The following is a 25,831-nucleotide window of genomic DNA, read 5'->3' as shown; positions in this document are numbered from 1 at the left end:
TCCGGACGATTACGCTACGCTAATGGTCCCTACGCAGGCTATCCGCCCCCGGCGGAAAAAATCCAATTCGGATCAGATAAATGAAAAAATACTACGCACTCAAATTTCGAAATGATCGCGGCAGCAGAGAGCATGTCAACGACTGGGTTTTATATGACAAGGAATATTCCAGGGCCGATCTACCAAGCATCAAGCATGGCTTTTTTCCTTGGTACGCAACCAATAGGAACTTAAAAATTGAAGAATTCCCTGAAAAAGCACACCTAATTTGCAACTCTGGACCAATGGAATTCGACATGCGCTCCTAGCAAGGGCATTATTTCACGCTAATAAGTGAGACCCTCATGAAAATACTTGCCCCTCTTTGGCCAGAACCACACCGATACGCATCAGTGTCAATATCAAATAAAAAAGGCATTTCGTTAACAGGTAAAAAATATTACGTTGCTCGCCTTCCGCAAAATGATATTGAAGCCATTGCAGACATAGACAGCATTTTCGAAAAACCGAGCAAGGACTGATAAAATCAATAACCACGCTAAAAATCAAAGAGAAGTCCCCCGCGTTCTTTAGAATAAAATACACCAACAACGGAAACTCAACTCTTTTTGTTGGCGAACAAATCGCAAAAAAAATCACGGAGCAAAAGTGCAACAATGGGTTTGAATTGATTTCAACCGACCAACTCAAAACAAAAGAAGATTGGAATTTTAAGCCAATCTAACTGCCTGGTCTCGGATCATGATTTACCCATCCGCAGTTGGCGACTCTATCTGGCACGTTCGGTTTTGGGTACGCTCTGCACGTCGATCTCTAGCGCGTAGGTCGGGCTGAATGAAATGAAGCCCAACATTGTTTCGCAACTACGTTGGGCTTCGCTGCGCTCAACCCAACCCAACTGGCCGAGCCGGAAGCCTTGCGGGTTGGTTTTATCAACCCGCGCATTGATGGCACGGCAAGGTGCGAGTGCAAAGTGCCCGCCCTGCGATTGCTGGGTATTGGTTTGTGGTCCTTGATATAAAAGGGCTGCAGGCCAATACCCTTGTTATTTATGCCGCGTCGCTGAACTGCACCGCGTGCATCTGCGTGTACAGCCCGCCTTGCGCCAGCAGTTCGGCGTGGCGGCCGGTTTCGACGATCTTGCCGTGGCGCATCACCACGATGCGGTCGGCGTTTTCGATGGTCGACAGTCGGTGGGCGATGACCAGCGTGGTGCGGTTTTTCATCAGGTTTTCCAGCGCGGCCTGCACCTTGCGTTCCGATTCGGTGTCGAGCGCCGAGGTGGCTTCGTCCAGAATCAGGATCGGAGCATTCTTGTAGATGGCGCGGGCGATGGCGAGGCGCTGGCGCTGGCCACCAGAGAGTCGTACGCCGTTTTCGCCCAGCTCGGTATCAAAGCCCTGCGCCATCTGTTCGATGAATTCGGTGGCGAACGCCGCGTCGGCCGCCGCGCGGATGCGTTCCATGTCGGGCCTGGCGTCGCCATAGGCGATGTTGGCGCTGACCGAATCGTTGAACAGCACCACATCCTGGCTGACCAGTGCGATCTGGCTGCGCAGATTGCCGAGCTGGTAATCGGCCAGGGCAACGCCATCAAGCAGGATGCGCCCTTCGACCGGCTCGTAGAAGCGCGGCATCAGGTTGGCGAGCGTGGTCTTGCCGGAGCCGGACGAACCGACCAGTGCGATGCTTTCGCCCGCGCGCACCTCAAGATCAATGCCGTCGAGCGCCCATTTGTTGCTGTCGCCGTAGTGGAAGCGCAGGCCTTCGATGCGGATATTGCCCTGGGCACGGGCCATGCTGTGCTTGCCGGTATCCGTTTCGGTGAACTGGTCGAGCACGCCGTAGACTGATTCGGCAGCAGCCAGACCCTTGTTCAGCTGCTCGTTCATCTTGGTGATGCTCTTGATCGGTGCCTGCATGAGCATCATGGCCGAAATAAAGGAGACAAAACCGCCAGCGGAGAGTGCCCCGGATTGTGCTTGCAGTGTGGCAAAGTAGATCACTACGGCGAGGGTGATGCCGATCATGAGCATCATCAGGCTGGAGTTCAGGCTGGAGGTGGCCGTCTGCTTGACATTGACCAAGCGCAGACGGTTGTTGACGCCCCCGAAACGCTGCTTTTCATAGTCTTGACCTCCAAATATTTTGACAACCCGCTGGCCGGAAAAAGCTTCGTCCAGTGTGCTGGTGATAATCCCCAGCTGATTCTGCGATTCGCGAGCAAGACGGCGCTGTCGCCTGCCAATTACCCGGATGCTGATTGCAACGACAGGTATTAAACCGATACAGAGCAGCGACAATTGCCAGCTTTGATAGAACATCACGCCCAGGAAAAAGAACACTGAGAGCGTATCGCGAATGAATACCGTCATCACCTGGATACCGGCCTGCATGATCTGGTTCACGTCATTGGTGATGCGCGAAATCAGCACGCCGGTCGAGCTCTGGTCAAAAAAGCGTACCGGCATGGCAATCATGCGGGCGAACATCTTGTCGCGTAGATCGGCGACGACGCGGGTACCCAGCCAGTTGCTGGTGTATTCATTCCCGAAATTGGTCAGCATGCGCAGTACGGCCAGCCCGAAAATCTGCGCAGGCACGACCCAGGCCGCGGTTTGTGCCAGTGAGTCGGCTTTCAGGTTCTGGTCGATCAGTGGTTTGAGCAGCAGCGACATGCCCGCATCGACGGCGGCGGCCAGTCCCAGACACAGCATGTTGAACACAACAATGTGCCAGTAGGGTTTGATTTCACCCAGAATACGGAAATAGAGCTGCCTGCTGTTCATGGATGCCTCCGGTCAAGCCGCGCATTATCGCGCAAATGTGCGAGCGGAGCATCGGGTAATACGCGGCCGTTCAGAAGTCGCCGTAACGGGCCTGCAGCAGTCCGGCGACCACCGGAGTGACGGTCTCGGCGCGGAACAGACGCGGGCCGAGCACGACCGGAGTATAACCTTGCGCAATCGCCATCTCGTCTTCGGTGGCGCTAAACCCCCCTTCGGGGCCAACCAGCATGATCGCGCTGTCAGCACTTGCCGGCAGGCTGTTCCAGTTCACCGCGCCCGTCGGGCACAGCAACAATTTGAGCTCTGCTGCGCAGGGTCTGGCCAGCCAATGCTCGAGACTGAGGATGGGTAGAATCTGCGGGACACGGGTGCGCCCGCATTGCTCGGCAGCTGCCGCGGCCACACCTTCCCAGTGTGCCAGGCGCTTTTCGGCGCGTTCACCACTGACTCGCTGCTGGCAGTACTGGCTGGTGATGGGCTGGATAATGTTCACCCCCAGTTCGGTGGCTTTCTGGATCGTGTAATCCATGCGGTCGGCCGCGGTCATGACCTGTACCAGGGTCAGGTGCAACGGTGATTCACGGTGCGCGTCGTCATGGCTGGCGATGCGTACGGCCACATTTCGCTTGCCCATCTCGGTGATCACCGCGGTGTATTCGCCACCCTCGCCATTGAACAGCGTGATGGCCTCGCCTGGCTGCATGCGCACAACCTGGACGTGGCGGGCCTGAGCTTCGGGCAGATTGAATTCGCTGCCGGCGGCAAGCGGCTGGGGCAGATAGAAACGCGGCATGGTCAGATGTCGAGTGCGGGGAGGGCATGAAAGCTCGATGGTACGGTGTCGAGCTGGTCGAAGGTGGCAAATTCGTAGCTGTCCGGGTCGGCCAGCATCGCGCGCAGCAGCTTGTTGTTCAGCGCATGGCCGGATTTGAAACCGGAGAAGCTGGCAATCAGCGGGTAGCCAAGGATATACAGATCACCAATCGCATCGAGGATCTTGTGGCGCACGAATTCGTCCTCGAAGCGCAGACCGCCTTCGTTGATGACGCGGTATTCGTCGATCACCACGACATTATCCATATTCCCGCCACGTGCCAGCCCGTTGGCGCGCAGGTATTCGACTTCATGAATGAAGCCGAAGGTCCGTGCCCGGGCAATCGCATCGATGTAATTGGTGTTGGCAAAATCAAAGGCGACGGTCTGGCAGGATTTCTTGAAGGCGGGATGCTGGAAGTCGATGGTCAGTTGAACCTTGTAACCCTCGTGCGGCTCAAGTTTCACCCATTTGTCGCCATCGTGTACCTCGAGCGGCTTTTTCACGCGGACAAAGCGTTTGGCGGCTGGCTGATCAAGGACGCCGGCGCTCTGGATCAGGTAGATGAACGGGGCTGCCGAGCCATCCATGATCGGCATTTCCTGGGCATCGACTTCGACCAGCACATTGTCGATGCCGAGCCCGGCAAACGCCGACATCAGGTGTTCGATGGTGCCAACTCGCACGCCGTCGACCACCAGCGTGGAAGACATTCGCGTGTCATTGACCTGATCCGGGTGGACACGGAAGGGCTGGCAGTCCGGTAGATCGACACGCTGAAAGCGGATGCCGCTATCGATGGGCGCAGGCTTGAGCGTCAGCGTGGTTTTTACGCCGGAGTGCAGGCCGACGCCGGTGGCGCGGATCGGGGTTTTCAGGGTGCGTTGCTGGAACATGACGAAGACTCGGAAGCAATGAGTGCATTCTAGCAGCGTGCCTCGCACGCCTGTATTGATTCGGGCAATCGGCGCGATTGCCTACCTTGCTGCAAACGCGAACACCCGCCTGCCCGGGTCAGTGGGCGGCGGGGTCGCTGGCTTGGCGGCGCGCCCTGACGGGCGCGGTACTGCGGTACGGCTTAGTCGGCCTGGCGGCGCAGGAAGGCCGGAATGTCCATATCGACATTGCTGCCGACATTGACCGGGGCGCGGCCACCGTTACCGGCATCGTTGCCACGGCGGTTGTTGCGCCAGATCGCCGGGGTATCGAAGTCTTCCGGATTGATGACCGGGGCGTTATCGGTACCGGTTTTCAGTGCCGGGGTGCTGACCACGGACAGTTGCGGCTTCACCGCTTCCTTGCCGCCCAGACCGGTCGCGATCAGTGTGACGCGGATTTCGTCACCCAGGCTGTCGTCGTAGACCAGACCATGCTTGACCACGGCATCTTCGGCGACACTTTCGTGGATGATCTTCATGGCGCGGGTGATTTCGGACTTCTTGATCGAAGAGCGGCTGCCGGAGAAATTCACCAGCACGCCACGGGCGCCCTTGAAGCTGATGTTGTCCAGCAGCGGGCTGTGGATGGCGGCCTCGGTGGCACGTTCGGCGCGGTCTTCGCCGCTGGCGCGGGCCGAACCCATCATGGCCATGCCCACTTCGCGCATCACGGTCTGCACGTCGGCAAAGTCGACGTTGATCAGGCCCGGGTAATGGATGATCTCGACAATCGAGGCAACCGCATCACGCAGCACATTGTCGGCAGCGCGGAAGGCTTCGTCGATGGTCACGTCTTCGCCCAGCACTTCTTCGAGCTTGGCGTTGGACACAATGATCAGTGAATCGACATAGCGGGACAGCTCGTCGATACCGGCCTGGGCGATTTTCTGGCGAACGCCTTCATCCGCACCCGGCTTGCATACCACGCCGACAGTCATGATGCCTTTTTCGCGCGCCACCTGGGCAATGACCGGCGCCGCACCGGTACCGGTTCCGCCGCCCATGCCGGCGGTGATGAACAGCAGATCGGCGCCATCAATCAGCTCGCCAAGGCGCTCGCGGTCTTCTTCGGCAGCCTGGCGACCGATGTCGGGTTTGCAGCCGGCACCAAAACCGCGGGTCAGTGCCTGACCCAGCTGAATCACATCATCAGCCTGCGACTGGCCCAGTACCTGGGCGTCGGTATTGGCAGCGATGAACTGCACGCCGCGCAGCTGATGTTCGATCATGTTGTTGATCGCGTTGCAACCGGCGCCGCCTACGCCGATTACCTTGATGTTCACGTTATGAACTGGTTCTTGAACTTCAATGGTCAATGCCATGTTTCGTTTCTCCTCTGACCCGATTTTACCGCCAAGCTGAATTAATCAGAAATCTGATTGCCTAAAAATTGTCTTTAAACCACGATTTCATGCGGCCCAGCAGGTCACCGATCCCTGCTTCCTTGCCGCGCCCCATCGGGTTTTTCATCATCTGTTCGCGTGCCAGCAGCAGTAAGCCCACTGCGGTTGAATAACGCGGATTTTTCACCACTTCTGCCAGGCCGCCGACATACTTGGGCAACCCCAGCCGTACCGGCATGTGGAAGATCTCTTCGCCGAGTTCGACCATGCCCGGCATCAGTGCCGCCCCCCCGGTAATCACGATGCCGCTGGACAGGCGCTCGGAGAAGCCGGAGCGGCGCAGCTCCTGCAATACCATGCTGTAGAGCTCTTCCACACGCGGTTCGACCACTTCGGCCAGCGTGTGACGGCTCATCTGCCGTGCACCGCGCTCGCCCACCCCGGGCACCTCGATCATCGCGGCCGGATCGGTCATGTGGCGCAGCGCCACGCCGTTCTGGATCTTGATGTTCTCTGCCTCCCCTGTCGGTGTGCGCAGCGCCATGGCGATATCGTTGGTGACCTGATCGCCGGCAATGGGAATCACTGCGGTGTGGCGGATCGCGCCATTGATGAACACGGCCATGTCGGTGGTACCGCCGCCGATGTCGACCAGACAGACACCGAGGTCTTTTTCGTCCTCGGTCAGCACGGCATGCGCACTGGCCAGCGGTTGCAGCACCACTTCGGCGATTTCCAGTCCGCAACGGCGGATGCACTTGGTGATGTTCTGAACCGACGACACAGCACCGGACACGATATGCACGCGTACTTCCAGTCGCACGCCAGACATGCCCAGCGGCTCTTTCACGTCTTCCTGGCCATCAATCACGTATTCCTGCGGCAGGATGTGCAGCACCTGGTGATCGGTCGGGATGTTGACTGCGCTGGCGGTTTCGATAACCCGGTCGATATCGGCCTGGGTGACTTCCCGATCCTTGATCGCGACCATGCCGTGCGAGTTGATGCCCTTGATGTGACTGCCGGCGATGCCGGTAAACACCTCGCGGATCTTGCAGTCGGCCATCAGCTCGGCCTCGCCCAGTGCGGCCTGGATCGCCGAAACCGTCTTTTCGATGTCGACCACGACTCCGCGTTTCAGTCCGCGTGACGCAGCGGAGCCCAGGCCCACCACATTGAGTGCACCGTCATCGGTGATTTCGGCCACGACGGCAACCACTTTCGACGTGCCGATATCCAGGCCAACGATGAGATTTTTCGCGTCTCTAGTCACTGAGAACCTCTTCACTTAAACCGATGCTTTAAGTTGCTCGGTTAATCAATTGCTTTATATAGAAAATCTTTGTTTTAAACCAATTATGCCGACGATCGTTGCGGTTTCGACTTCACCGCAGGCCCTGAAGCATTCACCGCTTCGGGCCGGTAGTCCGGCAATTTCACAGCAAAACCGTTCGGATAGCGCAGGTCCACATAGGCAAAGGGCTGTTGCAAGCGCGCCAGCGAGTGCGGATAAGCATGCACAAAGCGAGCAACCCGCTCGCGCGGACTATCGCGGCCGATTTCGACAATCAGTTCCTTGTCGAGCTGCACCCGCCACGCACGACGCTCGGACAGCCAGAGATGGGTGGGCTTGCGCTCGATGCCGCGCAGCTCTACGGCCAGATTCATCAGGCTGTCGACCATTTCCCGTTCGGTGCCATCCGGTCCTTCCAGTACCGGCAGATCGTCATTGCTGGCGGCATCGAAGCGTTCGCCATAGGCGTTGACCAGCCCGGTGTTGCCCCAGCGTGCAATCGCACGATGTTCTTCAATATTCACTTCCAGTTTGTCGGGCCAGCGCCGGCGTACTTCCACCTTGCGCACCCATGGCAGTTTTTCGAAGGCCTGACGGGTCTTGTCCAAGTTCAGCGTAAAGAACGTCCCCTTCAATTCGTTTTTCACCACATAATCCAGCTGTTCGCGGGTGATGTGTGCCAGATTGCCATCGACCTTGATGCGCTTGACCGGAAACAGCGGTGAGTGCACGGCCAGGAACAGCAGGGAATAGAAGAGCAGCAGCACCGCCAGCGCGGTGAGCAAATTAGCCAGCCAGAGCAGCAGTTGCGGCTTATCCCACATTGGAAAACCTCGCCATGCCTACTGCGCGACACCCGTCCGGCGTCGTGCGCTGCTCGCGATCCTCACGTACCGCATGTACGTTCCGGTCGCTGCACTGCTGGCTCCTTGTCCGGATGCCGCTCGCGACGGCCTGACAAGGTTTTCCGCACGAATTCACGTTTTCTTCCTTTCCTTTTACAAAGTGGTGTCCAGCACCTTCAGCACCAGATCCTCGTAGCTCAGCCCTGCTTCTCGGGCGGCCATGGGGAACAGGCTGTGGCTGGTCATGCCCGGTGCGGTGTTCGCTTCGAGCAGATAAATGGTGCCGTCGGTGTCGGTCAGAAAATCGATGCGTGCCCAGCCCGACGCCCCCAATACCCTGTAGGCTTTCTCGGACAGCTGGCGTGCCAGCGCTTCGTCTGCATCCGACAGGCCGGCCGGGCAGCGGTATTCGGTATCGTCGCGGATGTACTTGGCTTCGTAGTCGTAGAACTCGGTCGCCGGAATGATGCGCACCGTCGACAAGGCCTTGCCATCCAGTACCGCACAGGTGAATTCGCCGCCGGCGATATTGCGCTCGGCCAGCACGATGGCATCATGCTTGGATGCTTCCGCCCACGCGGCCTCGCAGTCGTCCAGCGACTTGAGCTTTACCACGCCGACACTCGAGCCTTCGTGTGCCGGTTTCACGAACAGTGGCAGGCCCAGCTCATCGGCCGCTCGGCGCAGCTCAGCGGCATTCTCGACAATGCGGTACTCCGGTACCGGCAATCCGGCGGCTTCCCAAAGCAGCTTGGTGCGCCACTTGTCCATGGCAATGGCCGAAGCCATTACGCCGCAGCCGGTATAGGGAAGGCCCAGAAATTCCAGCGCGCCCTGGATGGTGCCATCTTCCCCGCCGCGGCCGTGCAGGATCAGGAATGCACGATCGAAACCTTCATCGCGCAGTGCAGCCAGCGGTTTTGCTGCCGGATCGAAGGCATGTGCATCCACGCCGCGGCTCTGCAGTGCGGCGAGCACACCGCCGCCACTCATCAGCGAAACTTCGCGTTCGTTGGAGTGCCCACCCATGATCACGGCGACCTTGCCGTAGTGTTTCGTCGTCATTGTTCGCTCTTCGCCAGCAGTTTTGCAGGGACGCCGCCGATTGAGCCGGCGCCCATGGTCATGATCACGTCACCGTCCTGCGCAATCGCCAGAATCGCGTCGGGCAGGTCGGCAATCTGTTCGACAAAAATCGGCTCTACTCGGCCGGTGACGCGCACGGCGCGAGCCAGCGCCCGGCCATCGGCGGCGACAATCGGCGCTTCGCCAGCGGCGTACACCTCGGCCAATACCAGGGTATCGACCGTGGAGAGAACCTTTACAAAGTCTTCAAAGCAATCCCGGGTACGGGTATAGCGATGTGGCTGGAAGGCCAGTACCAGCCGGCGTCCCGGGAACGCTCCACGTGCGGCCGCCAGGGTGGCGGCCATTTCCACCGGATGGTGTCCGTAATCGTCGACCACGGTGATACGGCCACCCTGCGGCAGGGCCACTTCGCCATAACGCTGGAAGCGGCGACCGACGCCGGCGAATTCCGCCAATGCCTTCTGGATGGCGGCCTCGTCGGCGCCCACTTCCAGTGCCACGCCGATCGCGGCCAGCGTGTTCAGCACGTTGTGATGGCCCGGGGTATTCAGTACAACCGGGATGCGGCGGGTTTCGCCGTTTTCCCACACGGCATCGAAATGCATCTGGCCGCCGACGGCACGGATATTCTCGGCGCGCAACATGGCGTCGTCGCTGACGCCATAGGTCGTTACCGGGCTGGTCACGCGCGGCAGGATGGCGCGCACGTGCGGATCGTCGATGCATAGTACGGCACGCCCGTAGAAGGGCAGATGGTGCAGAAAATCGACGAAGGCCTGCTTCAGTTTCTCGAAGTCATGCCCGTAGGTGTCCATGTGATCCTGGTCGATATTCGTGACGACCGAAATCACCGGGCTCAGCAACAGGAAGGACGCATCGCTCTCGTCGGCTTCGGCCACCAGAAAATCACCGCTGCCCAGCCGGGCATTGCTACCGGCCGCGTGCAGCTTGCCGCCGATCACAAAGGTCGGATCGAGCCCGGCTGCTTCCAGAATCGACGCGGTCAGGCTGGTGGTGGTGGTCTTGCCATGTGTGCCGGCAATGGCGATGCCCTGCTTCAGGCGCATCAGTTCGGCCAACATCATCGCGCGCGGCACGACCGGGATTTTCTTCGCGCGGGCCGCGACAACTTCGGGGTTGTCATCCTTCACCGCGCTGGAGATCACCACCACATCGGCGCCCTGCATGTAGTCCGCGGCGTGGCCCTGATACACGGTTGCGCCGGCGGCCTGCAGGCGCTGAGTGGTGGCGTTGCTGCCGAGATCCGAGCCGCTGACGGCATAGCCCAGATTCAGCAGCACTTCGGCAATCCCGCTCATGCCGACGCCGCCGATGCCCACGAAATGGATGTGATGGACTTTATGTTTCATCTTACTTTGCCAATTCTTCGATGACGCTGACCACGCTGGTGGTTGCGTCGGGTTTGGCCAGTGCGCGGGCGGCGTTCGCCATCGTCCGGCACTGGTCGCGGTTGAGTTCCTGCAGCAAGGCCGCCAGACCGGCAGCATTGAATACAGTTTGGGGTATCAGCTTGCCTGCGCCGTTTTCGCTCAGGTAACGGGCATTACCCGTCTGGTGGTCATCCACGGCATGCGGGAAGGGCACCAGTACGCTGGCGGCCCCCACGCAGGCCAGTTCGGCCACAGTCAAGGCCCCGGCGCGGCAGATCACCAGATCCGCCTCGGCATAGGCGCTGGCCATGTCGGTGATGAATGCCACGCAATCCGCATCGATCCCGGCAGCCGCATAGTTGGTGCGCAGGGCGTCGATATGCTTTTCGCCGGCCTGATGCGTGACCAGTGGGCGCGTATCCGGGGCCAGCAGCGCCAGAGCTTTCGGGATTTCCTCGTTGAACACCTGTGCGCCGAGCGAGCCACCCACGACCAGTACGCGCAAGGGGCCACTACGCCCGGCAAAGCGTTCGTCGGGTGCGGGAAGGCTGCGGATTTCATCGCGAACCGGATTGCCGATACACCCATCGCGTCCCGGAAAGGCCGACGGGAAGGCAAACAGCACGCGATTGGCAATCCTCGCCAGGGTCTTGTTGGTCAGTCCAGCCACCGAATTCTGCTCGTGAATTACCAGCGGCAGCCACAGTAGGCGCATCGCCAGCCCGCCGGGGAAACCGGTAAAACCGCCGAAGCCGATGGCCACATCGGGGCGGTGCCGGAAAATCACGCGCAGCGCGCCGTAGAGCGCCTTGAGCTGCACCCAGGGCTGGATCAGTTTCTTCAGCAGACCCTTGCCGCGCACACCGGTGATGGCCAGGGTTTCCAGCGGAATGCCGTACTGCGGCACGACGCGGGTTTCCATGGCGCCGGCAGCGCCCAGCCATACGACCTTCCAGCCGCGGACTTCGACCGCCTTCGCAACTGCCAGTGCCGGGAAGATATGACCACCGGTTCCGCCAGCCATGACGAGGAGGGTGCGCGTGCTCACAGGCTTACCCCCCGCATCATCTGGCGGTTCTCATAATCGATGCGCAGCAGCACACCCAGCGCCAGCAGGTTGGCCACGATGCCCGAGCCTCCGAAGGACATCAGTGGCAGCGTCAGCCCCTTGGTCGGCAGAATGCCCATGTTCACGCCGATATTGATGACGGACTGCACGCCGATCCAGATGCCGATGCCCTGGGCAGCCAGTGCCTGCCAGTGACGTTCCAGCTTGGCGGCCTGCAGGCCGATGCGGAACGCCCGGAATACCAGGAAGGTAAACAGCAGAACGACGACGCTCACGCCAATAAAGCCGAATTCCTCGGCAATGATGGCCATCAGGAAATCGGTATGTGCTTCGGGCAGGTAGGACAGTTTCTCGACGCTCGCGCCAAGGCCGACCCCGGTCCACTCGCCGCGGCCGATCGCAATCAGCGAGTGGCTGAGCTGGTAGCCCTTGCCGAACGGATCTTCCCAGGGATTCATGAAGCCCAGCACGCGTGCGCGGCGGTATTCGGAGGTCATGATCAGCCCGGCAAAGGCCCCGCCCAGCGCCAGGGTCGCGCCGGCAAACAGCTGCCAGTTGAAGCCGCCGATGAACAGTAATCCCATCGCAATGGCAGTGATGACCACCAGCGCACCCATGTCCGGCTCGCGCAGCAGCAGGTAACCGACGATGCCCATGACCACCACCATCGGCAGGAGCACCTTCTTGATGCTCTCGATGAAGCTACCGGTCATGCTGTGAGCCTTGCGCACGGCATAGTCGGCGGCGTACAGCACGACGAAGAACTTCATCAACTCGGAGGGTTGCAAGTTGATAACAGCCAGCGACAGCCAGCGGCGCGAGCCGTTGACTTCGCGGCCGATGCCCGGAATCAGTACCAGTACCAGCATCAGTACCCCGAACAGGAACAGCATCGGTGCGTAGTCCTGCCAGTGTTTGCTGGCGATGCTGAAGCCGAACGCACCTGCGGCTAGCCCGACCACGAGGAAAATGCTGTGCCGGACCAGGAAATAGCTGGGGTTGAAGCCGGTATCCTTGTCGACTTCGGCCATTGCGATGGAGGCTGAATAGACCATCACCAGGCTGATCGACAGCAGCAGCAGCACGCACCATAGCAGTGCCGGATCATAGGCACTCATGGTGGGCTTCAGCCGCTTCATCGCCTGATAGAAGATCTGCCGCATGCGTTCAGGCTCCCAATGCCTTCACGGCCGCGATGAACACTTCGGCGCGATGGTGGTAATTGCGGAACATGTCTAGGCTGGCACAGGCGGGCGACAGCAATACCACGTCACCAGGTTCGGCGAGATTGGCCGCCACGGTTACGGCCATTTCCAGCGTCGGTACCTGCATCACCGGCAGGAAGGCTTCGCCTTCGTCGTTCTCAGTCACCAGCTCCGAGCGCGCTTCGCTGAGCACTTCGGCAATCTGCGGACCATCCCGGCCGATCAGTACCACGGCGCGGCAGATGCGTTCGCAAGCAGGAACCAGCGGACGGAAATCCTGACCCTTGCCGTCGCCACCGGCGATCAGCACCACCGGCTGGGTCATGCCCTTCAGCGCGGCTTCGGTGGCGCCGACATTGGTGCCTTTCGAGTCGTCGTAATAGCGCACGCCAGCGACTTCGGCGACGAATTCGACCCGGTGCGGCAGGCCCTTGAAGGCTTTCAGTGCAGCCACCAGCGGGCCGGTAGCGAGGCCAATGGCACGGCACAGTGCGATCGCCGAAAGCGCATTCACCGCATTGTGCAGGCCGGCCAGCGGCAATTCGCTGGCCTTGAGCAATTCATAATCACCGGCACGCAGGCTGAAGTCATCCCCCAGCGCCACCAGGCCATATTCACTGCCATTGCGCGGGGTATCTGCCCCAAACCAAACAATGTCGCGGCCTGCGCGTGCCATACCCCGGCACCAGCCGTCCTCGCGGTTCAGCACCATTACACCGAGCCCCTCGAAAATCCGCGCCTTGGTCGCAGCGTATTCGCGCATGCCGGCATAGCGGTCGAGGTGGTCTTCGCTGATGTTCAATACCGCCGCCGAGTCGGGCTTCAGCGACGAGGTGGTTTCCAGCTGGAAGCTGGAGAGCTCCAGCACCCACACGTCCGGCTGCTTGCCTTGTGCTTCGTAGTCGGCCAGCGCTTGCAGTACAGGCAGACCAATATTGCCGGCGATGACGGTATCGAGCCCGGCGGATTTGCACATTTCACCGACCATGGTCGTGACAGTGGATTTGCCGTTCGAACCGGTAATTGCAATCACCTTGCTGCCCTTGCCTTCGAGGGCCTGGGCCAGCAATTCGACATCGCCCACCACGGGCACGCCGCGTGTCGCGGCCGCGGCGATGGCGGGAGTCGCGACCGGTACACCGGGGCTGGTGACCAGCAGATCGGCATCAGCAAACGTGTTGTCGTCAAAGGCGCCAAGGCGGACTTCGATGTCCGGCAGTGCTGCCTGCAGGGCTGCGAGGCTGGGCGGGGCGCTGCGGCTGTCGGCCGCCGTGACGCGCGCGCCGTGTTTGGCCAGCCACAGGGCAGTAGGCAGACCGGTTTCACCCAGGCCAACGACGATGCAGTGTTTACCGTTGAGCTTCATATTCACCTCAGCGCAGCTTCAGTGTGGCGAGACCTGCCAGCACCAGCAGCATGGTGATGATCCAGAAGCGCACGACGACCTGCGTCTCCTTCCAGCCCTTGAGTTCGTAGTGGTGATGCAGCGGTGCCATCCGGAAGACCCGTTTGCCGGTCAGCTTGAAGCTGGCGACCTGGATCATTACCGACAGTGCTTCCACGACAAACACGCCACCCATGATCAGCAGCACGATTTCCTGCCGCACGACCACGGCGACGGTGCCCAGTGCTGCACCGAGCGCCAGTGCACCGACGTCACCCATGAAGACTTCCGCCGGATAGGCGTTGAACCACAGGAATCCGAGTCCTGCCCCCGCCATTGCCGCGCAGAACACTGCCAGTTCACCGGCTCCGGGAACGTGCGGAATGCCGAGGTATTTCGAGAACACCGCGTTGCCGGCCACGTAGGCAAAGATCACGAAGGCACCGGAAACCAGCACCGTGGGCAGAATGGCCAGTCCATCGAGGCCGTCGGTGAGGTTTACCGCGTTGGACGTGCCGACAATCACGAAATAGGTCAGCACGCAGAAGCCGACCGCGCCAAATGGATAGAGGATTTCCTTGTACAGCGGAATGATGAAGCCGGTCTGGGCTGGGTCTTTCACGAAATAGCTCAGAAATACGCCGGCAGCGATGGCAATCACCGATTGCCAGAACATCTTCGCCTTGGCCGACAGCCCTTTCGGATCCTTGAGGGCAACCTTCTTGTAATCATCGACAAAGCCGATGATGCCGGTGGCCAGCGTTACCAGCAGCACCAGCCAGATGTACTTGTTCTTCAGATCACCCCACAGCAGCGTGGTAATGGCGATCGACAGCAGAATCAGCGTGCCGCCCATGGTCGGCGTACCCGCCTTGACCAAGTGGGTCTGCGGGCCGTCGTTGCGCACGGCCTGACCGACCTTGAGTTCGGTGAGCTTGCGGATCACGTACGGCCCGAGCAGCCAGGAAATCGCCAGCGCGGTCATGGTGGCCAGCACCGCGCGCAGGGTCAGATAGTTGAAGACATTGAAGGCGCGAACCGACTCGCCGAGCCATTGGGTCAACCACAACAGCATTACTTTTTCTCCCCAAGGGCGTTATCAACCAGTGCGTCCGCGACGCGCTCCATCCGCATGAACCGCGAGCCTTTCACCAGCACGGTGCTGTCCGCTGGCAGTGCGGGCAGCAGTGCGCCAAGCAGTTCGTCCAGCGTGGCGTAATGCGTGCTGCCAAAGGCCCGGGCGGCCTCACTCATGTGTGCGCCCAGCGTGAACAGTGCCGTGATGCCCTTTTCACGGGCATAACTGCCGATTTCGTAGTGCCGTTCGGGCGCGTCGTCACCGACCTCGCCCATGTCGCCCAGCACCAGAACGGTATGACCGGGAACGGCGGCCAGCACGTCGACCGCGGCCTTCATCGAATCCGGATTGGCGTTGTAGCTGTCGTCCAGCACGGTAGCGCCATTGCTGGCCGTTTTGCGCTGCAGCCGTCCCTTGATGCCGGCAAAGGTCGACAGACCCCGGGCGATCACTTTCAGTTCCACGCCGGCGGCCAGGGCGCAGGCGGTGGCCGCCAGTGCGTTGCGTACCATGTGCAGGCCGGGAATGGCCAGCATCACCAGGGTTTTCTCGTCGCCGGCGTGCAGCAGGAAGCGGCTGCCGCTGGCATCAAGCTCAATGGCGCTGGCGGTGACAAAGGCCGGCTGATCCAGGCCGAACTCAAGCCTGGTATGGCTGGCGGCCAGCTCGCGCCACAACGGCGCATACTGATCGTCGGCATTGATGATGGCGACACCGGATGCTTTCAGCCCGGCAAAAATCTCGCCTTTGGCGCGCGCCACGCCCTCCACCGAGCCCAGTGCCTCCAGATGCGCGGCACCGGCATTGTTGATCACGGCGACATCCGGGCTGGCGATGCGGGTCAGGTAATCGATCTCGCTGAAATGGTTCATGCCCATCTCGGCAACAACGAAACGGTGGCCGGCATTCAGCCCCAAGAGCGTCAGTGGCAGACCGATGTGATTGTTCAGATTGCCGCGGGTGGCATGCACCTGTGCCGCGTTGCCGGTGGCTGCGGTGAAGATGGCGGCGCACATTTCTTTCACCGAGGTCTTGCCATTGCTGCCGGTTACGCCGATAACCGGGGTATTGCTATGCAGGTTGCGCCAGTATTGGGCTAGCTGGCCAAGGGCTGCCAGGGTATCCGCGACGACCAGCAGGTTGCCACCCCCGGCGATTTCACGTTCGACCAGCGCGGCTGCGGCACCTTGTGCCAGTGCAGCCGCAACAAACTCATGCGCGTCGAAACGCTCGCCCTTGAGAGCGACAAAGAGGTCGCCCGGACGAACGTCACGGCTGTCGGTGGTGACACGGTCAAATGTCGCGTCAGCGTTGCCGATCAGTCGGGCAGCAAGGGCGGTTGCGGCATCCCGCAGTGACAGCATCATCCTTTTTTCCTGGCAAGTACACGCGTGGCCACCTCGACGTCGTCGAAGTGATGGCGCACGCCCTGGATTTCCTGATAAGTCTCGTGACCCTTGCCGGCAATCAGCACCACATCGCCGGCCTGGGCCATGTCGATCGTGTCGGCAATCGCGTCGGCACGGTCCGAAGTAATCGAATAGTGTGCAGTGCCGGTGCCGGGAACGCCCGATACCCCGGCGACGATGTCCTGGATGATGCGCTGTGGCGATTCGCTGCGCGGGTTGTCGCTGGTGATCACCACCGAATCGGCCAGCCGGCAGGCAATTTCGCCCATGATCGGGCGCTTGCCACGATCGCGGTCGCCACCGCAACCAAAGACGCAAAACAACCGGCTCTGTGACGGCATGGCTTCGCGCAGGGTGGTCAGTGCCTTTTCCAGGGCATCTGGCGTGTGGGCATAATCGACCACGACCAGCGGCTTGCCATTGCCTCCCAGCCGCTGCATGCGGCCGGCTGCAGGCTGAATCTGGCCAAGCACTTCGCTGGCCTGACGCAGGGTCACGCCTTCGGCCAGCAGCACGCCCAGGCAGGCCAGCAGATTGCTGGCGTTGAAGTGCCCCAGTAATGGTGAGCGGATGCTCGCAGGCCCCATTGGCGTTTCGACTTCGAGCTGCAGCCCGTCCAGGGTCGCGGCGTAGCGGCTGACGCGCAGATCGCCAGCGGTGAAGCCGTAGCCATAGACCTGTTCGGCTTCACAGTGCGCGATCAGCTCGCGCCCGAATGGGTCGTCGGCATTGATGACGGCCGCATCCAGTCCTTCCCATTCGAACAGGCGCGCCTTGGCCGCGCCATACGCTTCCATGGTTTCGTGGTAGTCCAGATGATCGCGGGTCAGATTGGTAAAGACGGCCGTGCTGATTTCGGTCCCGTGCGCGCGGGCCTGTACCAGCCCGTGCGAGGACACTTCCATCGCGATGTGGTCAGCCCCTTCGGCATGCAGTTTGGCCAGCCAGTTTTGCAGCGTCACCGGATCAAGCGTGGTATGCGTCGAGGGCTCGAGCGCACCGGGAAAGCCGTTGCCCAGTGTACCGAGCACGCCGCATTTGTGGCCCAGCAAGGCAAAGGCCTGCCCCAGCCAGTTGGCAATCGAGGTCTTGCCATTGGTGCCGGTGATGCCGACCACGGTCAGCGCACGCGATGGTTCGCCCAGCAGGTGGCTGGCGACGATGCCGGCCTGCGCACGCAGTTGCGGGATGGCCAGATTGGGCACCTGCCATTGCGGATTCCAGCTGAAGTCTTCCGCTTCCCACAGTACGGCCGCCGCGCCATTGGCGATGGCTGCCTCGATGAAGTTGCGGCCGTCGGCATACTCGCCCTGGAAGGCGAGGAATACATCACCCGGGGCTAGCTTGCGGCTGTCGACGGCCAGCGGGCGGCCGGCAGCAATCGCATCGATTGCGTTCAGGTCAAGCGCAGGCAGGGTCCAGCTGGCTGGCTTCATGTTTCCTCCAGAAGTTCCGGCGCACCGGGGGGCGAGAGCAGGATGTTTTCGGTCGGGGAATCGGGCGGGACGCCCAGAATACGCAGGGTGCCGGCGACGACATTGCTGAATACCGGTGCAGCAGAAAGGCCGCCGTAGCGCATTTCGAATGTTGGCTCATCGATCATCACCGCCACCACGATGCGCGGGTCGGAGATCGGGGCAATCCCGACAAATGAGCCGATGCGCGCGGTATCGGAATACACGCCGTTGACCAGTTTTTTCGCGGTACCGGTTTTGCCGCCAACGCGATAGCCCACGACCTGCGCACGGGTGGCCGTGCCGCCCGGCAGGGTTACCATTTCCAGCATCTTGCGCACGGCCTGCGCGGTTTCCGCTTTGATGATCTGGCGACCGGGGATGGGGGCAACCTGTTTGGTGAAGGTGATCGGGCGCAACTGACCATCGTTGGCAAAAATCTGGTAGGCGTGCGCCATTTGCAGCACGCTGACCGAGGCACCGTAGCCGTAGGCCATGGTGGCCTGCTCGATCGGGCGCCAGTCTTTCCACGGACGTACCCGCCCTGCGGCTTCGCCGGGGAAGCCGGAATTGAGCTTTTCGCCGAAATCGAGTGACTTGAGGAAGTTGTAGTGATCTTCCCGTTCCATCATCAGTGCCATTTTTGCGGCACCGACGTTGGAAGATTTCTGGATGATCTGCTCGATCGTCATGACACCGCCCGGGTGGTCATCCTTGATGGTGGCCGGGCCGATGGTCATGCGGCCGCCTTCGGTGTTGAGCGTTGACGTCGGTTTGACTTTGCCGGCATCCAGCGCCATGGCTGCCGTGATCGCCTTCATGGTCGAGCCGGGCTCGTACAGATCGGTGACCGCACGGTTGCGGCGCTGGGCCGGGTCGATTTTGGCGCGGCTGTTGGGGTTGTAGGACGGCGCGTTGGCCATGGCGAGCACTTCGCCGGTGCGCGCATCCAGAACCACGATCGCACCACCGACCGCGTGACTCTGCTCGACCATGCTCTTGAGTTCTCGGAAGGCCAGATACTGGATGCGGCGATCGATCGACAATTGCAGGGTCTGCCCGTCCAGAGGAGGCACGATGGTCGAGATATCTTCGACGATGTAACCGCGTCGATCCCGGATCACCGTGCGGCTGCCGGCCTTGCCTGCCAGCGTCTTGTCGCGGGTGAGCTCGAAGCCTTCCTGGCCCCGGCCGTCGATATCGGTGAAGCCGATGACATGGGCCAGTTGCTCGCCGGCTGGGTAGAAGCGGCGGTATTCGGTCTGTGCATAGATGCCGGGAATGTTCAACGCCATCACGGCCTTGCCCTCGGCAGGCGACATCTGCCGTTTCAGCCAGACGAAATCCGGCTTCTTCTGGGTTTCACCGGCGCTGTTGCGGCGCTCTTCAAACAGTTTTTTGTGCAGCTCGGCTTCGCTGACCCCAAGCAGACTGGCAAGCTTGCGCACTTCGCCCGCCGAAACCGGAACGGTATCGCTCTCGTTCTTCTGCCGCCAGTCCTTGGCGCGCTCTTCACCGGCAGGCAGCAGGGTAATCGAACGCGGGCTGGCCCAGATGGATTGTACTGTGGTGGACTGCGCCAGCAGTTCGCCATTGCGGTCAATGATCATGCCGCGCAAGGCTTCCAGCTTCAGGGTGCGGGTATACCGGGCGTCGCCCTGGTCCTTCAGGAATTCCTCATTATACCCTTGCAGGTATGCGCCACGCCCCAGCAGGGCAGCGAACATCAGCAAGAGGCAGCCGAGCACGAACCAGGCGCGCCAGTGCTCCAGGCGCGGCTGCGGTTTTTGCGGGCGACGACCGGCGTTGCGGCGGGACTGGCTGGCCGTATTCGGAAAACTCATTGCGGCCCCGGTGCGGCGGAGGCCGGTTTATCGGACGGGACGGCAACACTGCGGTTGGCTGCCGGAACCTGCATGCCAAGCCGGCTGGCGGCTTCCAGTTCGATGCGCGAATGGATGGCCCAGGTGCTCTGCTCCAGCTGCAACTGCCCCCATTCGACCTCGAGCTTGCGTGCGGTGCTTTCTTCCTTCTGCAGCTCGCCGTACAGCTTGCGTGCACGGTGCGAGCTGGTGACCACACTGAGCGCACAAAGGATGACCAGACCCAGCAGGAACAGATTCAGCCGGATCACAGCGCACCCTCCGTGCGCTCGCCGATGCGCAGGATGGCACTGCGCGAACGCGGGTTGGCCGCTACTTCGGCTTCGCTGGCACGCAGGGGCTTGCCGACGATCTTGAGCGGTGCCTGCGGAATCTCGCTGGCGCGGATCGGCAGACCTGCGGGGAGTTTGTCAGCGGTAGAGCGATCCTGCATGAAGCGCTTGACGATACGGTCTTCCAGTGAATGGAAGGCAATCACCGACAGGCGACCGCCTGTTTTCAGGCGAGCCAGTGCCTGAGGCAGGACTAGCGCGAGCTCTTCAAGCTCCCGATTGATGAAAATCCGAACAGCTTGGAAGGTGCGCGTCGCCGGGTCCTGGCCCGGCTCGCGGGTGCGGACACATTGCGCCACGAGTGCGGCAAGCTCGCGTGTTGTTGCAAGGGGTTGCTCATTCCTGCGCGCAGCAATCTTTGCTGCAATCGATTTAGCAAACCGTTCTTCGCCATAGTCCTTGATAACCTCTGCGATGTCCTTTTCAGGAGCAGTATTGAGCCACTCGGCAGCGGTCATGCCGCGGGTGGTATCCATGCGCATGTCCAGCGGCGCATCGAAACGGAAACTGAAGCCGCGGCTGCCATCATCCAGCTGCGGCGATGACACGCCCAAATCCATCAGCACGCCATCGACGTGCTGAATCCCGAGCTGTTCCAGCGACTGATCCAGCGTGGCAAAGCCGTTATGCACGATGGTGAAGCGTGGATCCGTGATGGTGGCCGCCTCGGCGATGGCGGCAGGGTCCTTGTCGAACGCAATCAGCCGACCCTCTGGGCCGAGTTGCGACAGAATCAGTCGCGAGTGGCCGCCGCGCCCGAAGGTGCAGTCGACGTAGATGCCATCAGCGCGAATGGCCAGTGCGGCCACGGCCTCGTCAAGGAGGACCGTCTTGTGCACGAAACTCACAGCACGATCCCCTGCATCATTTCGGCAAGGGCATCGCCATCCAGCGTCAGGGCGGCATCATTGAGCGCATTCCAGCGCTCTTCGTCCCAGATCTCGAAACGGTTACCAACTCCGACAAAGGCTACCGCCTTGGTGAGCCCGGAAAGTTTGCGCAGATTGGGGGACAGCAGCATGCGGCCCGAGCCGTCCAGTTCCATTTCTTCGGCATTGCCGATGAGGTGTCGCTTGAGGAACTGGCCTTGCGTGCCCGGGGTGATGTTGATCTGGGCGGTAATCCGCAGCCATTCATCGTGGGTGTAGAGCGCGAGCGAGCCGGTAGGGTTGCTGCCGGTGAGGTTGAGCGTGAGCCACAGGCGGGTTTGTCCGAGCGCGGCCAGCAGGTCGCGCTGCTTGGCTGGAATCGCCATGCGCCCTTTGCTGTCAATCGTCAGTGTTGATACGCCGCTAAACATGCCCTGCTCTCGTGCGGGAAGGAACGGATCGTGTCAGAAACCCCGTAAGCTCCCAGCTTCTCAGCCGGCTTGGCCTGGCTCACGGGTTGGCCAATTTCTGCCACTTTTATCCACTTTTTCCCACTGCGGCCCACTATAAGGCAAAAAAAACGCGCACACAAGCGCTGTCTTCGGAAATGTCTTTTTGATACAATTACTTAGCTCGCATAAGTCACTGAATTGTTTTCCCTTTTTTAAAGAGGGGGTAACGACGCGAACTTAAAGTGATTTATCAAGATTGACGTGCCATCCGGACGAATATGGCACGATGGGGATAAGTTCCAGCTGCCGAGTGGTCGCCAATGCGTGTTTTTTTCCTGCTGTGCCAGCTCGGACTTGTCTTTCTTACAGTGGCATTGCTGCTTGGCCGCTTTCGTCCCGCGGCATGGCAAAAGATTGACCGATCCGTCAGGCTGGCGGCAGTATTTCTGGTGGCGGGATCGGCGGTGCTGCTACTCAGGCATCTGCTGGCCTGAGCGAGAATGCAAAACAAGGGCTCCAATGTGGAGCCCTTGTTTGTGTGGTTTGCTGAGCTGTCAGACCGGAGCCGGTAGCAGCGCCAGCTTCATTTTTTGCAGTGCCTTGCTTTCGATCTGGCGGATCCGCTCGGCCGAAACATTGTATTCGGCAGCCAGGTCATGCAGTGTCTTGCTCTCGCCTTCATCGGCCAGCCAGCGTGTTTCGATGATGCGCCGGCTGCGATCATCCAGGCTTTCCAGCGCCTCGCGCAGGCCTTCCGATTGCAGGCGGTCGTTGGCGCGACGTTCCAGTGCTGCTGTGGGCTCATCGTGGCTGTCGGCCAGCCAGTCGATCGGCGCATAGCCTTCATCATCGTTGTCATCCGCCATCAGCGCCACATCCTGGCCGCTCATGCGGGTTTCCATTTCCAGTACTTCTTCCGGTTTTACACCGAGGTCGTCAGCGATTTCCTTCGCCTGCGCGTGGGTCAGTGCGCTGAAGCCGGTTTTCATCGAGCGCAGATTGAAGAACAGTTTGCGCTGGGCCTTGGTGGTGGCAATACGTACCAGACGCCAGTTGCGCAGGATGTATTCGTGAATTTCAGCCTTGATCCAGTGCACGGCAAAGCTGAACAGGCGCACGCCGCGATCCGGTTCGAATCGCTTGACCGCCTTCATCAGGCCGATATTGCCTTCCTGAATCAGGTCGGATTGCGGCAGGCCATAACCTGAGTAACCGCGGGCAATTGAAACCACTACCCGCAGGTGTGAGAGAACCAGCCGGCGGGCTGCTTCGAGATCGTTGTCGCGATGGTAGCGGGTGGCCAGTTCGGTTTCTTCTTCCGGTGAAAGCAGGGGCACCGTGTTGACGCTTTGGATATAGCGTTCGATGCTGTCACCCGCAGAGAGTACCGGCAAGGCAATGGCATTGGACATGATGTTCGCTCCTTCCTGGGAAGTATTCTACAGCTGGTCAGATATTAGCACTCTTGTCGATAGAGTGCTAAACCCGAGTAAAGTTCTCGGATTAAAGCACAAATGCCGGCGGGCTGTGCTGTGAAAAATGCTATTGCGCTGATAGTCCGCCAAGTGGCGCAGGCATGCAAAAGCCCCCGCTTGTGGCGGGGGCCTTGTGCTGGATGACCGGGGTGGATTCCGGTCAGACCGAGTGGATTAGTACGGCCACTTCCAGTTCTTCACTTCCGGCATGTCGTCACCAACTTCGGCGATGTACTCGGCATGCTCAACCAGCTTGTCAACCATCTTCTGGCGAACATAAGCACCGGTCTTCTGCAGTTGCGGTACGCGGTCGATCACGTCGATAACCAGGTTGAAGCGGTCCAGCTGGTTAACCACAACCATGTCGAACGGAGTGGAAGTCGAACCTTCTTCAATGTAGCCACGTGCGTGGATGTTGCTGTGACCGTTGCGACGGTATGTCAGGCGGTGGATCAGCCACGGGTAGCCGTGGAAGGCGAACATGACCGGCTTGTCAGCGGTGAAGATCGCATCGAACTCGCGATCGGACAGGCCGTGCGGGTGCTCTTCCTTCGGTTGCAGCGTCATCAGGTCACACACATTCACGAAGCGGATCTTCAGGTCCGGGAAGTGTTGACGCAGGATGTCGGTAGCAGCCAGGGCTTCCATGGTCGGGATTTCGCCCGCGCAAGCCATAACCACGTCCGGCTCGCCGCCTTGGTCGTTGGACGCCCAGTCCCAGATACCCAGACCCTTGGTGGCGTGCTTGATTGCTTGATCCATGGTCAGGTATTGCAGAGCCGGTTGCTTACCAGCAACAACCACGTTCACGTAGTGACGGCTGCGCAGTACATGGTCGGTTACGCTCAACAGGGTGTTGGCATCGGCCGGCAGGTAAACGCGGATCACTTCAGCCTTCTTGTTCACAACGTGATCAATGAAGCCCGGATCCTGGTGCGAGAAGCCGTTGTGATCCTGACGCCATACGTGCGAAGTCAGCAGGTAGTTGAGCGACGGGATCGGCTTGCGCCAGTTGATGTGACGGGTAGTCTTCAACCACTTGGCGTGCTGGTTGAACATCGAATCGATCACGTGGATGAACGCTTCGTAGCAGCTGAAGAAGCCGTGACGACCAGTCAGGTTATAAGCCTCGAGCCAGCCTTGGCAGGTGTGCTCGGACAGGATTTCCATAACACGACCATCTTGCTTCAGATTGTCGTTGTTGTTGATGCCGTCCACTTCGAAGTGGTTGGCCAGCCAGTTCTTGCCGGAGTACTCGATGGTGGCGTTCCAGCGGTTGGATGCGGTTTCATCCGGGCCGAAGATGCGGAAGTTCTTCTCGGCTTCGTTTTCACGCATTACGTCAGCCAAGAAGTTACCCATCACGCGGGTCATTTCGGCGTTAACGGTGCCCGGCTTGTCGAACTTCACTTCGTAGTTGCGGAAGTCCGGCATCTTCAGGTCTTTCGATACCTGGCCGTGGACAACCGGGTTGGAGCCGATACGCTTCTGGCCCTTCGGAGCGATGGCAACCAGTTCTTCCTTGACGGTGCCGTCAGCGTTGAACAGGGTTTCGATCTGGTAGGACTTCAGCCAGTTTTCCAGGTTCTGCACGTTTTCGCCGTCGATGTCGGAGAACGGAACCTGGTGGGAACGCCAGTAATCCTCAACCTTCTTGCCCTTGATTTCCTTCGGACCGGTCCAGCCCTTCGGAGTGCGCATGATGATCATCGGCCACTTCGGACGGGTAATCATCTTGCCGGCAGCCAGTTCAGCCTTGGCTGCTTCGCGGATGGCGGCAAACTTGTCCATACACAGATCCATGGCAGCTGCCATGTCCTGGTGGATGTCGTTGAAGGTTTCAACCTTGTCGTTGAAGGTTTCTTGCTTCAGTTCAACGAAGATCGGCTCGTAACCGTAACCCACGAACAGAGCGGTCAGCTCGTCCTTGTTCATGCGGGCCATCAGGGTCGGGTTGGCGATCTTGTAACCGTTCAGGTGCAGGATCGGCAGAACGAAACCGTCGTTGATCGGGTGGATGTACTTGGTGGAGTGCCAGGAAGCAGCCAGCGGGCCGGTTTCGGCTTCGCCGTCACCAACTACTGCAAATACGACTTGATCCGGGTTGTCCAGTGCTGCGCCATAAGCGTGCGATACGGAGTAACCCAGCTCGCCGCCTTCGTGCATGGAGCCCGGGGTTTCCGGAGCAACGTGCGAAGGAATGCCGCGCGGGAAGGAGAATTGCTTGAACAGACGCTGCATACCGGCTTCGGTGCGGTCGATGTTCGGGAAGAATTCTTCGTAGGAGCCTTCAACCCAGGTGTTGGCAACGAAGCCAGGACCACCGTGGCCAGGGCCAGTGATGTAGATAGCGTTGATGTCGCGGTCGTTGATCAGGCGGTTGGCGTGAACGTAGATGAAGTTCAGGCCCGGCGTGGTGCCCCAGTGACCCAGCAGACGCGGCTTGATGTGTTCGCGCTTCAGCGGTTCTTTCAGCAGCGGGTTGTTCAGCAGATAAATCTGGCCAACGGACAGGTAGTTGGTAGCCTGCCAGTAGCGATGCATCTTATCGAGCAGATCGGGAGAAAGCGGTTGAGCCACAGTACACCTCGTTTCTTGGTTTGTGATTGGTTTGCCAGAGGCCATCGGCCTCGCGGCTGACTTCCCTCTTCGCAATGCAGTATACGCAGCTGGTATTTCCGCCTACTGACAAAGGTCAAAGTAGTGACAGCAAGACGT

Annotated in this window: 23 protein-coding genes; 3 read left to right on the top strand and 20 right to left on the bottom strand. The window is 60.2% G+C overall.

Annotated elements, in window-relative coordinates; all coding sequences use genetic code 11:
• Positions 1-80 precede the first annotated feature (80 nt).
• On the top strand, positions 81-308 hold the full coding sequence (locus INR99_RS01780) for a hypothetical protein (RefSeq protein WP_194114569.1): 228 nt from the start codon (positions 81-83) through the stop codon (positions 306-308).
• A 36-nt stretch (positions 309-344) separates the two neighbouring features.
• Positions 345-521: a hypothetical protein gene (locus tag INR99_RS01775; protein WP_194114568.1), complete on the top strand. Its 177-nt coding sequence runs from the start codon at positions 345-347 to the stop codon at positions 519-521.
• Between the two features lie 528 nt (positions 522-1,049).
• On the opposite strand, the gene msbA is transcribed toward INR99_RS01775, so the two are convergent.
• The 18 genes from msbA to INR99_RS01685 all read right to left on the bottom strand — a co-directional run bounded on the left by msbA (position 1,050) and on the right by INR99_RS01685 (position 21,617).
• Positions 1,050-2,789, bottom strand: a complete 1,740-nt coding sequence (msbA, locus tag INR99_RS01770; protein WP_194114567.1) for a lipid A export permease/ATP-binding protein MsbA — start codon at positions 2,787-2,789, stop codon at positions 1,050-1,052.
• A 70-nt stretch (positions 2,790-2,859) separates the two neighbouring features.
• Positions 2,860-3,582: a 16S rRNA (uracil(1498)-N(3))-methyltransferase gene (locus tag INR99_RS01765; protein ID WP_194114566.1), complete on the bottom strand. Its 723-nt coding sequence runs from the start codon at positions 3,580-3,582 to the stop codon at positions 2,860-2,862.
• A 2-nt stretch (positions 3,583-3,584) separates the two neighbouring features.
• Positions 3,585-4,499 (bottom strand): UDP-3-O-acyl-N-acetylglucosamine deacetylase, encoded by a 915-nt coding sequence (gene lpxC / locus INR99_RS01760; protein ID WP_194114565.1) that lies wholly within the window; start codon positions 4,497-4,499, stop codon positions 3,585-3,587.
• A gap of 182 nt (positions 4,500-4,681) precedes the next feature.
• Entirely contained in the window at positions 4,682-5,863 is a 1,182-nt protein-coding gene (gene ftsZ / locus INR99_RS01755; protein ID WP_194114564.1) for a cell division protein FtsZ, read from the bottom strand.
• 61 nt (positions 5,864-5,924) lie between these two features.
• Positions 5,925-7,157 carry a cell division protein FtsA gene (gene ftsA / locus INR99_RS01750; protein ID WP_194114563.1) on the bottom strand — a complete coding sequence of 411 codons (1,233 nt, stop codon included), beginning with the start codon at positions 7,155-7,157 and terminating at the stop codon, positions 5,925-5,927.
• An 83-nt stretch (positions 7,158-7,240) separates the two neighbouring features.
• Positions 7,241-8,002 (bottom strand): cell division protein FtsQ/DivIB, encoded by a 762-nt coding sequence (locus INR99_RS01745; protein WP_194114562.1) that lies wholly within the window; start codon positions 8,000-8,002, stop codon positions 7,241-7,243.
• Positions 8,003-8,176: 174 nt separating this feature from the next.
• Positions 8,177-9,088: a D-alanine--D-alanine ligase gene (locus INR99_RS01740; RefSeq protein ID WP_194114561.1), complete on the bottom strand. Its 912-nt coding sequence runs from the start codon at positions 9,086-9,088 to the stop codon at positions 8,177-8,179.
• A complete protein-coding gene (murC, locus tag INR99_RS01735) occupies positions 9,085-10,482 on the bottom strand; it encodes a UDP-N-acetylmuramate--L-alanine ligase (protein WP_194114560.1) in 1,398 nt (465 codons plus the stop codon). The genes INR99_RS01740 and murC overlap by 4 nt, the downstream gene beginning before the upstream one ends.
• Before the next feature lies 1 nt (position 10,483).
• Entirely contained in the window at positions 10,484-11,551 is a 1,068-nt protein-coding gene (gene murG / locus INR99_RS01730; protein WP_308431425.1) for an undecaprenyldiphospho-muramoylpentapeptide beta-N-acetylglucosaminyltransferase, read from the bottom strand.
• The gene (gene ftsW, locus INR99_RS01725) at positions 11,548-12,735 is read right to left on the bottom strand and encodes a putative lipid II flippase FtsW (RefSeq protein ID WP_194114559.1); all 1,188 of its coding nucleotides are present in this window, start codon (positions 12,733-12,735) and stop codon (positions 11,548-11,550) included. Before ftsW ends, murG begins: the two co-directional genes overlap by 4 nt.
• A 4-nt stretch (positions 12,736-12,739) precedes the next feature.
• Positions 12,740-14,143 carry a UDP-N-acetylmuramoyl-L-alanine--D-glutamate ligase gene (murD, locus tag INR99_RS01720; RefSeq protein WP_194114558.1) on the bottom strand — a complete coding sequence of 468 codons (1,404 nt, stop codon included), beginning with the start codon at positions 14,141-14,143 and terminating at the stop codon, positions 12,740-12,742.
• A gap of 7 nt (positions 14,144-14,150) precedes the next feature.
• On the bottom strand, positions 14,151-15,236 hold the full coding sequence (gene mraY / locus INR99_RS01715; RefSeq protein WP_194114557.1) for a phospho-N-acetylmuramoyl-pentapeptide-transferase: 1,086 nt from the start codon (positions 15,234-15,236) through the stop codon (positions 14,151-14,153).
• A complete protein-coding gene (locus tag INR99_RS01710; protein WP_228098028.1) occupies positions 15,236-16,606 on the bottom strand; it encodes a UDP-N-acetylmuramoyl-tripeptide--D-alanyl-D-alanine ligase in 1,371 nt (456 codons plus the stop codon). The genes mraY and INR99_RS01710 overlap by 1 nt, the downstream gene beginning before the upstream one ends.
• Positions 16,603-18,084 carry a UDP-N-acetylmuramoyl-L-alanyl-D-glutamate--2,6-diaminopimelate ligase gene (locus tag INR99_RS01705; RefSeq protein ID WP_194114556.1) on the bottom strand — a complete coding sequence of 494 codons (1,482 nt, stop codon included), beginning with the start codon at positions 18,082-18,084 and terminating at the stop codon, positions 16,603-16,605. The genes INR99_RS01710 and INR99_RS01705 overlap by 4 nt, the downstream gene beginning before the upstream one ends.
• Positions 18,081-19,946 carry a peptidoglycan D,D-transpeptidase FtsI family protein gene (locus INR99_RS01700; RefSeq protein ID WP_194114555.1) on the bottom strand — a complete coding sequence of 622 codons (1,866 nt, stop codon included), beginning with the start codon at positions 19,944-19,946 and terminating at the stop codon, positions 18,081-18,083. Before INR99_RS01700 ends, INR99_RS01705 begins: the two co-directional genes overlap by 4 nt.
• On the bottom strand, positions 19,943-20,236 hold the full coding sequence (ftsL, locus tag INR99_RS01695) for a cell division protein FtsL (RefSeq protein ID WP_194114554.1): 294 nt from the start codon (positions 20,234-20,236) through the stop codon (positions 19,943-19,945). Before ftsL ends, INR99_RS01700 begins: the two co-directional genes overlap by 4 nt.
• Positions 20,233-21,165: a 16S rRNA (cytosine(1402)-N(4))-methyltransferase RsmH gene (gene rsmH / locus INR99_RS01690; RefSeq protein ID WP_194114553.1), complete on the bottom strand. Its 933-nt coding sequence runs from the start codon at positions 21,163-21,165 to the stop codon at positions 20,233-20,235. Before rsmH ends, ftsL begins: the two co-directional genes overlap by 4 nt.
• Positions 21,162-21,617: a division/cell wall cluster transcriptional repressor MraZ gene (locus INR99_RS01685; protein WP_194114552.1), complete on the bottom strand. Its 456-nt coding sequence runs from the start codon at positions 21,615-21,617 to the stop codon at positions 21,162-21,164. The genes rsmH and INR99_RS01685 overlap by 4 nt, the downstream gene beginning before the upstream one ends.
• A gap of 341 nt (positions 21,618-21,958) precedes the next feature.
• Here INR99_RS01685 and INR99_RS01680 point away from each other — a divergent pair, with 341 nt between their 5' ends.
• Positions 21,959-22,132 carry a hypothetical protein gene (locus INR99_RS01680; protein WP_194114551.1) on the top strand — a complete coding sequence of 58 codons (174 nt, stop codon included), beginning with the start codon at positions 21,959-21,961 and terminating at the stop codon, positions 22,130-22,132.
• A 60-nt stretch (positions 22,133-22,192) separates the two neighbouring features.
• Here the strand turns inward: INR99_RS01680 and rpoH are convergent, their stop codons facing one another.
• Both rpoH and INR99_RS01670 read right to left on the bottom strand, forming a co-directional pair.
• On the bottom strand, positions 22,193-23,050 hold the full coding sequence (rpoH, locus tag INR99_RS01675; protein ID WP_194114550.1) for an RNA polymerase sigma factor RpoH: 858 nt from the start codon (positions 23,048-23,050) through the stop codon (positions 22,193-22,195).
• A gap of 237 nt (positions 23,051-23,287) precedes the next feature.
• Entirely contained in the window at positions 23,288-25,738 is a 2,451-nt protein-coding gene (locus INR99_RS01670) for a phosphoketolase family protein (RefSeq protein ID WP_194114549.1), read from the bottom strand.
• Between the last annotated feature and the right edge of the window lie 93 nt (positions 25,739-25,831).

The organism is Chitinilyticum piscinae, assembly GCF_015223195.1.
In the GTDB taxonomy this organism is placed as follows: domain Bacteria; phylum Pseudomonadota; class Gammaproteobacteria; order Burkholderiales; family Chitinibacteraceae; genus Chitinilyticum; species Chitinilyticum piscinae.
This window is presented reverse-complemented; position numbering and strand designations above follow the sequence as displayed.

Coding starts and splice junctions, on each gene's coding strand:
- INR99_RS01740 (WP_194114561.1), bottom strand. CDS start 9,088: ATGACGACGAAACACTACGGCAAGGTCGCCGTGATCATGGGTGGGCAC.
- murC (WP_194114560.1), bottom strand. CDS start 10,482: ATGAAACATAAAGTCCATCACATCCATTTCGTGGGCATCGGCGGCGTC.
- INR99_RS01710 (WP_228098028.1), bottom strand. CDS start 16,606: ATGATGCTGTCACTGCGGGATGCCGCAACCGCCCTTGCTGCCCGACTG.
- lpxC (WP_194114565.1), bottom strand. CDS start 4,499: ATGTTCCAGCAACGCACCCTGAAAACCCCGATCCGCGCCACCGGCGTC.
- msbA (WP_194114567.1), bottom strand. CDS start 2,789: ATGAACAGCAGGCAGCTCTATTTCCGTATTCTGGGTGAAATCAAACCC.
- INR99_RS01680 (WP_194114551.1), top strand. CDS start 21,959: ATGCGTGTTTTTTTCCTGCTGTGCCAGCTCGGACTTGTCTTTCTTACA.
- ftsW (WP_194114559.1), bottom strand. CDS start 12,735: ATGCGGCAGATCTTCTATCAGGCGATGAAGCGGCTGAAGCCCACCATG.
- murD (WP_194114558.1), bottom strand. CDS start 14,143: ATGAAGCTCAACGGTAAACACTGCATCGTCGTTGGCCTGGGTGAAACC.
- INR99_RS01765 (WP_194114566.1), bottom strand. CDS start 3,582: ATGCCGCGTTTCTATCTGCCCCAGCCGCTTGCCGCCGGCAGCGAATTC.
- INR99_RS01775 (WP_194114568.1), top strand. CDS start 345: ATGAAAATACTTGCCCCTCTTTGGCCAGAACCACACCGATACGCATCA.
- INR99_RS01705 (WP_194114556.1), bottom strand. CDS start 18,084: ATGAAGCCAGCCAGCTGGACCCTGCCTGCGCTTGACCTGAACGCAATC.
- mraY (WP_194114557.1), bottom strand. CDS start 15,236: ATGCTGTTGTGGTTGACCCAATGGCTCGGCGAGTCGGTTCGCGCCTTC.
- rpoH (WP_194114550.1), bottom strand. CDS start 23,050: ATGTCCAATGCCATTGCCTTGCCGGTACTCTCTGCGGGTGACAGCATC.
- INR99_RS01780 (WP_194114569.1), top strand. CDS start 81: ATGAAAAAATACTACGCACTCAAATTTCGAAATGATCGCGGCAGCAGA.
- INR99_RS01685 (WP_194114552.1), bottom strand. CDS start 21,617: ATGTTTAGCGGCGTATCAACACTGACGATTGACAGCAAAGGGCGCATG.
- INR99_RS01745 (WP_194114562.1), bottom strand. CDS start 8,002: ATGTGGGATAAGCCGCAACTGCTGCTCTGGCTGGCTAATTTGCTCACC.
- INR99_RS01670 (WP_194114549.1), bottom strand. CDS start 25,738: ATGGCCTCTGGCAAACCAATCACAAACCAAGAAACGAGGTGTACTGTG.
- INR99_RS01700 (WP_194114555.1), bottom strand. CDS start 19,946: ATGAGTTTTCCGAATACGGCCAGCCAGTCCCGCCGCAACGCCGGTCGT.
- ftsZ (WP_194114564.1), bottom strand. CDS start 5,863: ATGGCATTGACCATTGAAGTTCAAGAACCAGTTCATAACGTGAACATC.